At 67.3% G+C, this 12,210-nt stretch carries 11 protein-coding genes and 1 pseudogene; 1 reads left to right on the forward strand and 11 read right to left on the reverse strand.

All coding sequences use genetic code 11. The features are described from left to right. Positions 1-30: 30 nt before the first annotated feature. The 10 genes and pseudogenes from ACVBEQ_RS08110 to aceB form a co-directional block, all read right to left on the reverse strand. Positions 31-1,404 carry an 8-oxoguanine deaminase gene (locus tag ACVBEQ_RS08110; protein ID WP_447152809.1) on the reverse strand — a complete coding sequence of 458 codons (1,374 nt, stop codon included), beginning with the start codon at positions 1,402-1,404 and terminating at the stop codon, positions 31-33. Beyond that, positions 1,404-1,955, reverse strand: coding sequence for a 2-oxo-4-hydroxy-4-carboxy-5-ureidoimidazoline decarboxylase (gene uraD, locus ACVBEQ_RS08115; protein ID WP_447152885.1), 552 nt, complete (start codon positions 1,953-1,955; stop codon positions 1,404-1,406). Before uraD (ACVBEQ_RS08115) ends, ACVBEQ_RS08110 begins: the two co-directional genes overlap by 1 nt. Beyond that, positions 1,953-3,812, reverse strand: a pseudogene (gene uraD / locus ACVBEQ_RS08120) (2-oxo-4-hydroxy-4-carboxy-5-ureidoimidazoline decarboxylase); the annotation flags it as partial. The pseudogene uraD (ACVBEQ_RS08120) and the gene uraD (ACVBEQ_RS08115), both read right to left, overlap by 3 nt. A 165-nt stretch (positions 3,813-3,977) precedes the next feature. After that, positions 3,978-5,393 (reverse strand): nucleobase:cation symporter-2 family protein, encoded by a 1,416-nt coding sequence (locus tag ACVBEQ_RS08125; protein ID WP_447152810.1) that lies wholly within the window; start codon positions 5,391-5,393, stop codon positions 3,978-3,980. Positions 5,394-5,408: 15 nt separating this feature from the next. After that, positions 5,409-6,314 (reverse strand): factor-independent urate hydroxylase, encoded by a 906-nt coding sequence (gene pucL / locus ACVBEQ_RS08130; protein ID WP_447152811.1) that lies wholly within the window; start codon positions 6,312-6,314, stop codon positions 5,409-5,411. Positions 6,315-6,319: 5 nt separating this feature from the next. Next, entirely contained in the window at positions 6,320-6,673 is a 354-nt protein-coding gene (gene uraH / locus ACVBEQ_RS08135) for a hydroxyisourate hydrolase (protein WP_447152886.1), read from the reverse strand. Between the two features lie 158 nt (positions 6,674-6,831). Continuing rightward, positions 6,832-7,248, reverse strand: coding sequence for a helix-turn-helix domain-containing protein (locus ACVBEQ_RS08140; protein WP_447152887.1), 417 nt, complete (start codon positions 7,246-7,248; stop codon positions 6,832-6,834). 2 nt (positions 7,249-7,250) lie between these two features. After that, positions 7,251-7,490 (reverse strand): thiamine-binding protein, encoded by a 240-nt coding sequence (locus ACVBEQ_RS08145; protein ID WP_447152812.1) that lies wholly within the window; start codon positions 7,488-7,490, stop codon positions 7,251-7,253. A 2-nt stretch (positions 7,491-7,492) separates the two neighbouring features. Further along, positions 7,493-8,782 (reverse strand): DUF6986 family protein, encoded by a 1,290-nt coding sequence (locus ACVBEQ_RS08150; protein WP_447152888.1) that lies wholly within the window; start codon positions 8,780-8,782, stop codon positions 7,493-7,495. A 64-nt stretch (positions 8,783-8,846) separates the two neighbouring features. After that, positions 8,847-10,430, reverse strand: coding sequence for a malate synthase A (gene aceB, locus ACVBEQ_RS08155; RefSeq protein WP_447152813.1), 1,584 nt, complete (start codon positions 10,428-10,430; stop codon positions 8,847-8,849). A 254-nt stretch (positions 10,431-10,684) separates the two neighbouring features. Here aceB and ACVBEQ_RS08160 point away from each other — a divergent pair, with 254 nt between their 5' ends. After that, complete coding sequence (locus tag ACVBEQ_RS08160; RefSeq protein ID WP_447152814.1) at positions 10,685-11,488, forward strand: IclR family transcriptional regulator; 804 nt, start codon at positions 10,685-10,687, stop codon at positions 11,486-11,488. A gap of 72 nt (positions 11,489-11,560) precedes the next feature. On the opposite strand, the gene ACVBEQ_RS08165 is transcribed toward ACVBEQ_RS08160, so the two are convergent. After that, positions 11,561-12,196, reverse strand: coding sequence for an MOSC domain-containing protein (locus ACVBEQ_RS08165; RefSeq protein ID WP_447152815.1), 636 nt, complete (start codon positions 12,194-12,196; stop codon positions 11,561-11,563). Positions 12,197-12,210: the final 14 nt, after the last annotated feature.

Here is a 12,210-nt window from a genome sequence, read left to right on the forward strand (position 1 = left end):
GTGCGGTGGTCAGGCTCTGATGCTTGTTCATCAGCCTGCTCTGGCCAGCAAGGTCTTCCCGGCCGCGCCGACTTCCCGGGTCAGGGCGTCCACGTCGACGGTGAGCAGACGATCCCGTTCGAGCACCGTCCGGCCGTTCACGACAAGGCGTTCCAACGGCGGCGGCGCACCGAGCACCAGGGCGGCGACCGGGTCGGCGATGTCGAGGTGCGCCAGCGTGTCCAGCCGCCACACTGCCAGATCGGCCAGCTTTCCGGCCTCCAGCGAGCCGATCTCGTTCTCTCGGCCGAGGACTCGCGCGCCGCCCATCGTGGCCATCTCCAGCGAGTCGCGCACCGTGAGGGCGCGCGGGCCGCCCTTCGCTCTGGCGAACAGCAGCGCGTGCCGGACCTCCTCCAGCAGCGAGCAGGCCTCGTTGGACGCGGCGCCGTCGACGCCGAGCCCCACCGCGACGCCGGCGTCGCGCAGGTCCCGGCTCCGGCAGATGCCCGCGCCGAGCCGGGCGTTGGACGTCGGGCAGTGCGCCACCGAGGTGCAGGTGGCGGCCAATTCGGCGATCGCCGCGTCCGACAGGTGCACCGCGTGTGCCAGCCAGACATCGGGTCCCAGCCAGCCGAGGGACCCGGCGTACTCGACGGGGGAGCAGCCGAACGACTCCCGGCAGAACTCCTCCTCGTCGAGTGTCTCGCACAGGTGGGTGTGCATCCGAACACCCTTGGCCCGAGCCAGTTCCGCGGCCTGCCGCAGCAGGTCGCCGGTCACCGAGAACGGGGAGCACGGCGCGACTCCGATCCGCAACATCGAATCGAACGACGCGTCGTGGTACTTGTCGATCGCCGCCGCGGTCGCGGTGAGAATGGCGTCGATGTCTTCAACGACATTGTCCGGTGGCAGTCCACCTTTGCTCTGCCCCAGGTCCATCGATCCGCGGGTGGGGTGGAACCGCAACCCCACCCTGGACGCGGCGCTGATCTCCGCGTGCAGGACGTCGCCGCCGTCATGCGGGAAGACGTAGTGGTGGTCGGTGGTGGTGGTGCAACCGGTCCCGGCGAGCCAGGCCAGCCCACCGCTCGCCGCGGTGTGCACCAGGTCGGCGTCGATCCGCCCCCACACCGGATACAGGGTGGTCAGCCAACCGAACAGCGTGTCATCGACCGCCTGGCCCCTGGTGATCCACTGGTACAGGTGGTGGTGGGTGTTCACCAGGCCCGGCGTGACCAGGCATCCGGTGGCGTCGACGTACTCGGCGCCGGGGATGTCCCGGGGCGCCGGTCCCGGGGCCACGGCGGTGATCGTGTTGTCGGTGATCACCACGTGGCCGCCGGCGTACTCGGAACGCGCCACGTCCATCGTGACGACGTGGGCGCCGTCCAGGACGAGGGATGTGCGAGGCCCGTCGGGCATCAGGCCAGCACCTTCTCCAGCCGGGTGAGCGCGATCTCCCGCAACTGGGTGACCACCTCGGCCCGCTCCGCAGCGGGGGTGTTGTTCAGCCGGCGACGCAGTTCGCTGAGGATCTCGGTGGCCGGTCGGCCGGCCGCGCGGATGAGGAACACCCGATCGAACCGGTTCTCGTACTCCGCGTTTCCGGCCCGGATCGCTGCGGTCACGGTCGGATCGGCGTCGCCGACGGCCGCCTGCTCCCTGGCTGAGAACTCGGCGTCGTGACCGGCCTGCGCCCGCTCGCCGATCCTGGGATGACGGGCCAGTGCCGTCTCGATCTCCTCATCGGAGAAGGACGCCGCGGCGGTCCGTGCCCGGTGCAGCACCGCAGGCGCCGAGTCGTACGGCCGTCCGGTCAGGACATCGTCCACCCAGCGCGGCACATCCAGGCAGGTCTGCAGCGTTGCCCTGGCGTCAGCCTCGGACTGCTGGTTGAACCGCACCAGACCAGCACCGGACCCGCTGTGCCCGGGGGTGTGCCGGCTCGGACCGGAGAACGGCGCAGCCTCCATCCTTACCGCCCTGGCACCCAGGATGGGGCTGGCGTCGGCGACCAGGTCGTCGAACCGGTGGTTGGCGATCTTGGCCACCTCGATGATCGCCGCTGCGTGCTCCTGGGTCGGCGCGTTCTGCATCCGCTCCCAGCCGGTCGTGAGGATCTCGTCGCGCTTGTCCACGTCCCGCACAGAGACGATCAGCGGGATGCCGAAGCGGTCCCGGTAGGCCTCGGTGAGATGCGCGAATTCCTCATGGTCCTCGTCGTTGAGCATCGTCAGACCGACCGAACCCTGGTCCCGTTCGGTTTCCTCGCTACGTGTCTCGCCATCGACGGCGTCGCTGCCGAGGTCGGGGTAGAACGACAGCAGGTCGCGCTGCTCGGTCCGATCGGCCGAGAACAGCGATTCCTGGAAGGCCATCCGCAGGTCGTGGGTGTCGCTGAACGGGCGCTGGTCGTAGGCCCGCTCCACCACCCAGGTCGGGCCCTGGAACAGCCGGCCGAAGGTCTCGACAAAGGTTTCCCGGCTCATCTCGTTCACCTGGTCCAGCCGGATCACGCCGGTGCCCGGGGTGCCGGCCACCGCCGGCCCGAAGTTCTTGCCCACGTGGTGGAAGACCAGGTTCAGCAGGATGGCGGTGAGGCTGCCCAGGGTGATGCCGCTGCCGAAGATGATCTGTGCCCACTCCGGAACCGCCTTCGCCACATCGGGTTGCACCGTGACGAACATGGCCAGACCGATGCTGGTGCCGACGATGACGACGTTGCGGTGATCGTGGAAGTCCACCCGCGCGAGGGTCTGGATACCGACAACGGCGACGGTCGCGAACATCGCGATGGCCGCGCCGCCGAGCACCGGCGGCGGGACGCTGGCAACCAGCGCACCGGCCTTGGGGATCAGGCCGATCAGGATCATGAAGACACCCGCGGCGGCGACCACATAGCGGCTCTTCACCCGGGTCAACCGGACCAGCCCGACGTTCTCCGCGAAGCAGGTGTACGGGAAGGAGTTCAGCACCCCGCCGATGAAGGTGGACAGGCCGTCGGCCCGGAGTGCCTTGGAGACATCCTCTGCACCGACCCGCTTCTCGACGATCTCGCCGGTGGCGAAGACGTCGCCGGTGGTCTCCACCGCGGTGATCAGCATGACCACGATCATCGAGATGATCGCGGCGGCCGAGAACTTGGGGATGCCGAAGAAGAACGGTGTGGTCACGCCGAACCACTCCGACGTGCCGACGCTGCTGAAGCTGGCGTCGCCAAGGAAGAAGGCGACCGCGGTACCGATCACCAGACCGGCCAACACCGCCACCGTTGCCATGAAGCCCTTGAACACCCGCTGGATGATCACGATGACCGCCAGCGTGCCCATGGCGTAGGCCAGATTCTTGCCGCTGGTCGGATCCGGGTTGGCCCCACCACCGACCGCGTCCAGTGCGGCGACCGGCAGCAGTGCGATGCCGATGATCGTGATGACCGTGCCGGTGACGACCGGTGGGAAGAACCGGATCAGCTTGGCGAAGTAGGGCGCGATGAAGAAGGTGAACAATCCGGCGACGATCACCGCGCCGTAGATGTACAGCAGCCCTTCGGTTCCGCCGCCGGCAGCCATCGCGATGGCGATCATCGGAGACACCGCGGTGAACGTCACGCCCTGCAGCAACGGCAGTCTGACGCCGATCTTCCAGAACCCGATGGACTGGATGATGGACGCGATACCGCAGGTGAACAGGTCCGCGTTGATCAGGTGGATCAACTGCTCCTGGGTCAGCCCGATGGCCGACGCCAGCAGGATCGGCACCACCACCGCACCGGCGTAGAACGCCAGCACATGCTGCAACCCATAGATACCGAGCTTGGGAATCGGCAGCATCTGGTCGACCGGATGCTTGATCGACTTCTTCCGACTCGTCGGGGATTTGGTGCGAGACGTCATGGTGACCCCTTAGGTCCGCGAGAATTTTCAGCGGGATTCGGTACTGGCCCGAACGGCCGTCTTCGTTGACTGCGGGTGAGTGTGCTTCCGACTGTTTGTCGGTCAGTGACCGGGGGTGCCCGGCAGGTTGCCCCGTTGGTCCGGGGCCGCGGCGATGACCGAGGGCGCGGATGATCCCCGACTGCGGATGTGGTTGAAGAGCACGTTCAGCAGCACCGCGACCAGGGCTGAGGCGCTGATCCCGGAGTGCATGATCGTGCCGAGCCAGGTCGGGAAGGCGCTCCAGAATTCGGGCGCGGCGATCGGGATCATGCCGACCGCGATGGACACCGCGACGATCACCAGATTCAGGTTGTCCTCGTAGGACACCCTCGACAGGGTCCGGATCCCGCTGGCTGCAACGGTTCCGAACAGGACGATCCCTGCGCCACCGAGCACCGGCAGCGGGACGGCGGCAACCGCGCGGCCGATCACCGGGAACAGTCCGAGCAACACCAGGATGGCACCGCCGGCCGCGACGACATAGCGGGACTTGATCTTGGTGAGGGCGACCAGCCCGACGTTCTGCGCGAAGGCACTGCAGGGGAACGAACCGAACAGCGGCGCGACGGTGGTGGAGATCATGTCTGCCCGCAAACCGGCGGCGACCCGCTTAGCATCCACCTCCGTCTCGACGATCTCGCCGATGGCCAGGATGTCGGCCGTGGTCTCGGTCATGATCACCAGGATGACGATGGTCATGGACACGATGGCGGCGATGTCGAACGTCGGTGACCCGAAATGCAGCAGAGAGGGCAGCGCAAAGACCGGCCCGGTGCCGACCCGACTGAAATCGGCCATTCCCAGGGCGGCGCCGATCCCGGTGCCGGCGACGATGCCGATCAGGATGGACAACCGGGAGATGGCGCCGGAGAAGACCTTGCTGATCACCAGGATGATCACCAGGGTGAGCCCGGCGAGCCCGATGTTGGACATCGAACCGAGGGTGGGTGACCCCGCGCCGCCCATCGCCCAGGTGAAGGCGACCGGCAGCAGGGAGAGCCCGATGACCGTGATGATCGTGCCGGTGACAACCGGCGGGAACAGCCGGACCAATTGGGCGAAGAAAGAAGACAGCACCAGCCCGATCAGTCCCGCGACGATGATCGACCCGAACACCGGTCGCAGGCCACCCTCGTTGGCCACTGCCACCATGGTCGACACGCTGGCGAACGAGATGCCCTGAACGATCGGGAGTCTCGCCCCGATCGGACCGATCCCCAGAGTTTGCAGGAGGGTCGCGGCGCCGCTGATGAACAGACCGGCGGTCACCAGGAGACCGAGGTCGGCCGGTGACAGTCCCGCCGCGCCACCGACGATCAGCGGCGGGGCGATGACACCGCCGTACATGGTGAGGATGTGTTGGGTGCCGTAGGCGATCAACAGCCGGGAAGGGTATTTCTTGTCCTCAGGTCGCTCGATGACGGCAACGCTGGAATTCTGGGTGGCGGTCTTGGCACGCCGACGGGAAAGTCGCATCACTGTCCTTGTGCCTCAGCAGAATCCGGGGACGGTGTTCCAGGCGGACCCCGGCGCTGTGGCGTCGTCGCGCTCGACGGTGGCCTCGATCAAGCCGTACGGCCGGTCTGCCGCGATGAAGACCTCGCCAGGGTTCTCGAGGTCGAAGGCCGACAGGTCGACCAGGAAGTGGTGCTTGTTCGGCGCGCTGAACTTGATCTGCGCGACCTCCGGGATCTCCTCGAGAACCGACTCGCCCATGGCGTACAGCGTCTGCTGGAGCGCGTAGCTGTGCACCTCGGCAAACCGCTTGAGCAGCATGGCCCGGATCTGCTGGTAGGACTTGTCGAAGTCGACATCGAGTGTGTCGTAACGCCAGCGGGCCACCAGCGAGGTGGCCAGGATGCGGTCGGTCGTCTCCTTGAGCGTGGTGTACTCGTCCTTCAGGTACCCCCAGAACTCCGAACCGGTTGTCTTGGCCACCACCAGGTCCTTGAGACCGGAGACCACCCAGGCCCTCCGGTCCTCGCCGCGGCCCTCGACGGTCACCACCGTGGTGCGGGTTTCGCCGCCGTTGCGGACGAAAGCATGGTCGTGCGGGGCGCCATCGACCGAGATGCGATCCCAGGTGTACTCCTCGATCTCGACCCGGGCGCCGGTCGCCTTCGGGGTCTGGTGGATGAAGTGATCGCCGAGGGTGAGCGCGAACTCCTCGATCGACCGCACACCCTTCTCCTTGGCGAATGCGAACACCGTGTTCTTCTGGGTGTCGGTCGGCAGGATCGCCTGCTGGTCGCCGGTGACGTGCGCGTCCCGGAAGTCCCCGCGAAGGGCGGACGACACATTCAGGTCGCGAATCTCGTGACGTGCGGTGTCTCGGTAGACGCGAACCAGACGGTTCTCGGCTTTCCCGTACTGGTTGTCACCCAGGACGATGGTCATTCTCGTCAGCTCCCTTGGTAGGTCGAGTAGGCGAAGGGGCTCAGCAGGACCGGGACGTGGTGGTGCCGAGCGGGGTCGATCACCGTGAAGGTCACGGTGACGGTGGGGTAGAAACCGGTCTGTCCGGTCTGCTGGAAGTAGGTCGCGGTGTCGAACGTCAGCCGGTAGTTCCCGCGTTGGATGTGGTCGGGTCCGAGGGAGCCGACCCGTCCGTCGGAGTCGGTCACGCCCGAGACGCTTGTCGGAGGCGTTCCCTCCGGGTGGCCGGCGCCGGCGCCCAGATGTTCGAGCCGAACCGGGACCCCAGCCGCCGGGCGACCGAGTGCGGCGTCCAGGACGTGGGTGGTGATGGCGCTCATCGGGTACGCCTCGCTCTCCATTGAGCCGATCGAATACGGAATCTTTCTTCCGCAGATCGAAATATAGAGGGTGACGCACGCCACGTCAACAGTTTGTTGAAGTCAAATTCCGAAGGATCGTAGCGTGTCTCGGCCGGGCGCGAAGCCGATCGACCTGGTTATTCGCGGTCCCGGTTCAGGTAGTTGTAGACGGTGAACCTGCTGACGCCCAGCGCGGCTGCGACGGCCTCCACGGACTTGCGGTAGGAAAAGGCGCCGGACTCCTCGAACATCCGCACAGCCCGTTGCTTGCGCTCGCGGGAAAGCTCGGTCAGCGGGCCGCCGAAGGAGCGCTCGATGTCCTCGATGATGCCGTCCAGGCCACCGGTATCCGTGTCGGCGGCGCGGTTCTGTGCGCTGGCACCGACTGCATCGACGACCGAATGCGTTGCAGGCAAACGGATCCCGGCAACGAGCAGGCCGTCCCACTCGAGCGGGACGTCCCCGTCCCGGAGATCGGCCGGTGCGACGACGGTGGCCCCGATCCGGCTCACCAGCGGCTGGACCGCCGTCAGCAACGGGTGCGTCGGGTCCACGGTCACGCTTCGGGTGTCAGCTGGATCGTCACCCTAGTGGCGCCGGCATCGAGGGCCGCGCCGAGAACGGCACGCAAGGTGTCCAGCACCTCCTCGACCGGGCCGGCGAACTGGGTGCCGAGGGGACCGAACTCGGCCTCCAGGCCGGCGCCCTCGATCACGTCCCACGCCCGCTGGGCGTGTGCCGGCGGGGTGCCCTCGCCGCGGTAGGGCTCGGTGGTGAATTCAGCGACCAGACGCACGGTCAGAGGTTACGCCGCGACAGGGGTGATTCAGGAGTCTCGGCGAGACCTGCGGTGGTCAGGTCGCTACCGCCGCCCTTGCGGCGGGCCAGGACGTCCAGCTGCGGTCGATCGAGGCCGGTGCGAGCGGTGATCTCCGTCTGGTCGACGGCGCCGCATTCGATGGCCCGCACGATGAAACCGGACAGCGCGACGGCGGTTGCCGGTTCGTCGAGATACCCGGAGTCCGTCCGCTGGACGTAGGCCCTGAGCCGGTCGATCGCGGAAGGCAGACCGCTGCGGTAGAACAGGTAGACCGCGAGATACCGGGTGGGGAGTTGCGCCGGGTGCATGTCCCAGCCCTGGTAGATCCCACGCTCCAGGGAGCGCCTCACCAGCCTGGCGTGCAGCCGCCAGGCGGCCTGGACGGCCACCCGGTCGCCGACCGGCAGTACGTTCGTTGAACCGTCGCTGACGTGCACGCCGGTGCCGGCGGCGGCCACCTGCATCACCGCCTTCGCGTGGTCGGCGGCCGGATGCTCCATGCTCTGATATTCGGCGGCGATCCCGCAGGACGCCGAGTAGTCGTAGGTTCCGTAATGCAGCCCGGTGACCCTGGGTGCGCCGGCATGGATCATCGGGGCAACCAGTGCCCGGCCGTCCGGTCCGAGGATGGACTGCGGTGTCTCGATCTGGATCTCGAACTTCACACAACCGGCCGAGAGGCCATGGGCCGCCTCGAGTTCGGTCGTGATCTCGACCATCGCCTCGACCTGGTCGACGGAGGTCACCTTGGGCAGGGTGAGGACGAACCCGTCGGGTATTCCTCCGGAGCCGGCCAGTTCGCCGACGAAAAGGTCCAGCGTGCGCAGACCCCGGCGACGGGTGGGTCGCTCGAGATTCTTGAAGCGGATACCGAAGAACGGTGGTGCCGTGCCTGTCTCGACGGCGCGCCGCAGGTTGCGAGCGGCGGTGATCGCGGCCTCGTCCTCCTCGTCGTCGGGACGCGGGCCGTAGCCGTCCTCGAAGTCGATCCGCAGGTCCTCGATCGGCTCGGACCCGAGCTTGCCGACCAACCGTTCGTAGACGGAGGCGACATCCGCCGGGTTGGCGCCGACGGCCGCGGCCAACTCCTCCGGCGTCCCGCCGTCAGCGGTCAGCGCCGCGCGTGCCTGGCGGCCCCAGTCCTGCGCGAGGTCCGCGGTGAACCGGTCGGCGGGGACGTAGACCGTGTGCACCGGCTGACGCACGCCGCGGTCGCCGGGATACAGCTTGGCCAGCCGCGCGTCGGCCGATGCCAGCCGGTCGTCCATCCTGCTCGCGATGTCCTCGAAGAAGCTCACGCGATCACCCTTGCAGTGTCGACCCGGTGCGGCATCAGCGGATCACCTCGTAGGCGGGCAGCGTGAGGAACTCGGCGTAGCTGTCGTCCAGCGCGACGGCTTCGAAGAGGGTTCCGGCCTGACCGAACATGCCGGCGGCGAACGCCTCCTTGCCGATTCCCTCCCGGATCTCGGCCAGCTCGTCGGCCACCACCTGCCTGACCAGTTCTGTGGTCACCGTCCTGCCATCGTCCAGCGGTGAGCCGTTGTGCACCCACTGCCAGATCTGCGAACGCGAGATCTCAGCAGTGGCAGCGTCTTCCATCAGGTTGTTGATCGCGACGGCGCCGCCGCCGCGCAGCCAGGACGCCAGGTACAGCAGCGCGACGTTGACGTTCCCGGCGAGCCCGGCTGCAGTGATCTCGCCCGGTGTGGACGTGATGTCCAGCAGGTCATCGGCGGTGACGTCGACGTCCGGGCGTTGCCGATCCAGCTGGTTGGGCCGGTCACCCAGCACCGCGTCGAAGACTTCGCGGCACACCGGGACCAGATCCGGATGCGCCACCCAGGACCCGTCGAAACCATCGCCGGCCTCGCGTTCCTTGTCCGCCCTGACCTGCGCGAAGGCGACTCTGTTCACCTCCGGGTCGCGGCGGCTGGGAATGAAGGCCGACATGCCGCCGATGGCGAACGCGCCCCTCCGGTGACATGTCTTGACCAGCAGTTGCGCGTAGGCCCGCATGAACGGGGCGGTCATCTTCACGGCGTTCCGGTCGGGGAGCACGAAGGACGGCCCGGAGTCGCGGAAGTACTTGATGATGCTGAACAGGTAGTCCCATCGACCGGCGTTCAGACCCGAGGCGTGATCGCGGAGCTCGTAGAGGATCTCGTCCATCTCGAACGCGGCCGGGATCGTCTCGATGAGAACGGTCGCCCGGACCGTGCCGTGCGGGATGGCCAGCCGCTGCTCGGCGAAGGTGAAGATGTCGTTCCACAGCCGGGCTTCCAGGTGGCTCTCCATCTTCGGCAGATAGAAGTACGGACCGGACCCGCGTTCCAGCAGTTCCGCCGCGTTGTGGAAGAAGTAGAGCCCGAAGTCGACCAGCGCGCCGACCACCGGTGTGCCGTCCAGCAGCAGATGGTGTTCGTCGAAATGCCAACCTCGGGGCCGCATCACGATGGTCGCCAGTGGTGCGTCGTCGCGCAACCGGTAACTCCGGCCGTCGCCGGCGTCGAAGGTGATGGTCCGGCGGATCGCGTCGTAGAGGTTGACCTGACCACCGACGACGTTGTGCCAGTGCGGGGTGCTGGCGTCCTCCATGTCGGCCAGCCACACCTTCGCCCCGGAATTGAGTGCGTTGATCGTCATCTTGCGGTCGGTGGGCCCGGTCATCTCGACCCGCCGGTCGAGCAGGTCGGCCGGCGCCGGTGCGACTGACCATTCAGCCGCCCTGATCTCCGCCGTCTCCGGCAGGAAGTCGAGCCGGTGGGTCCGGGACACCTGGTCGCGCTGGAGTGTGCGCCGCTGGAGCAGTTCGTCCCGTCGGGCGCCGAACCGGGCCTGCAGTTCGGCGATGAAACGCAGCGCCTCGGCGGTGAGAATCGTTTTTCCGCCTGGAATGTCGATGTCCGTGGACACGGTCAGGCCTGGAGAGGTTACAGGGGTAGCGGTCACGAAGGAGGTCGACCTTTCAGGGCGGTGGATGGTGGTGGGACGGCTGGCACCATGCCGTCTTTTCTGCCTGACGGAAGAATCGTTCTGTAGAGTGGATACTAGTGTCCGCTCTGCGGAAGTCAAGGTGGGGTGGCCAAGAATTGCGCGCCTGGCGACCGTATGATTCCGACATCCGGAAAAACCGCTGCACCGGCGACTGCGCAGAAGGGTTCAGCACCATGGCCGTCACCGAGGAATTCACCGAGCTCGACGCCGTGGTGACGGCCGACGCCGGCAAGCAGCGATCGGCCGGCGGGGTGCAGTCGATCGAGCGAGCGTTCACCATCCTGGAGGCGCTGGCCGCGAACGGCGGGGTGATGGGCCTGTCCGCGCTCGCCGCCGAATCCAAGCTGCCGCTGCCGACGATCCATCGGCTGGCCCGCACCCTGGTCGACCTCGGTTACCTGCGCCAGGAACCGTCCCGGCAGTACGCGCTCGGGCCCAGAATCCTGCTGCTGGCCGAGAGTTCGTCCACCATGCTCAGCGTCATCGCCCGCCCGCACCTCACCCGGTTGGTCGACGAACTCGGCGAAACCGCCAATCTGGCATCGCTGGACGGCGACCAGATCGTCTACATCTCACAGGTCCCGTCGAGGCACTCGATGCGGATGTTCACCGAGGTCGGCCGGCGGGTTCTGCCGCACTGCACCGCGGTGGGTAAGGCGATCATGGCCGGCATGCCGCCGGCCGAGGTGCGAAACCTGTTGCAGCGCACGGGGATGCCACGCCACACCGAACACACCATCACCGACCCCGAGACGTTCGCCGAGCAGCTCGCCTGGTCCGCCGAGCATGGCTACGCCATCGACGACGGTGAGCAGGAACTGGGCGTGCGCTGCGTCGCGGTTGCCGTACCCGGGGTCCGCGCGCACCTCGCGCTGTCGGTGTCCGGCCCGGCTGGTCGGATGACACCGGAAACCGTCGAACGCGCCGTGCCGCTGCTCACCGCGGGCGGCGCCGCTCTGGCTGCCGACCTGGCCTGACCGACTGCACCAGGGTGCTGCCTCCCGGCCGGCAATTCCGAGCGCGCGGCAACCGGAGTGCCCGTCGGCGCGCTACCTGATCCTGATCATCCAGTCCCGAAGGTGATCGGGCAGCTGGGGTGCCTGCAGCGCTCGGGGTATCAAGCTGCGGTCCCGGAGCAAGGCATCGAAGACAAGGCGCATCGTGACCCCGTGGTCCGGGGTGTGGGTCACCGTGATCTCGTCACCCGCTTGGAGTGTGCCTTCCCCGATGATGCGCAGATAGGCACCGGGTCGTGATGCCTGTGCGAACCGCCGGACGAACGTGGGGTCGTTCATCCGGATGGCCAGCTTGAAACAGGGCATTCTGGGCTGGGCCACTTCCAGCAGGGTGGTGCCTATCCGCCAACGCTGTCCGACGAGCGCGCCCGATACGTCGATGCCTCTGGTTGTCAGGTTCTCACCGAACGGCGCACCGTCCAGTTCGCGGCCGAGATCGGTTTCCCAGTCACGAATTTCCTCTGCTCCGTAGGCATAGACCGCCTTGTCCGGTCCGCCGTGCACCGACCTGTCGGCCTGGGTGTCGCCATCGACGTTGATGCCGCTGATACGCACCGGGCCCTCGACGGGTTTCTTCCAAATGGCGGTGTCGACGGTCCGCCGGCCGGTGGACACCGGCCGTGGTTGTCCGACGTTGACGCTCAGGACGTGGGCTGAGGAGGGGTCCACGAGGTCATCCGCTC

The sequence above is a fragment of the Nakamurella sp. GG22 genome, from assembly GCF_052976845.2.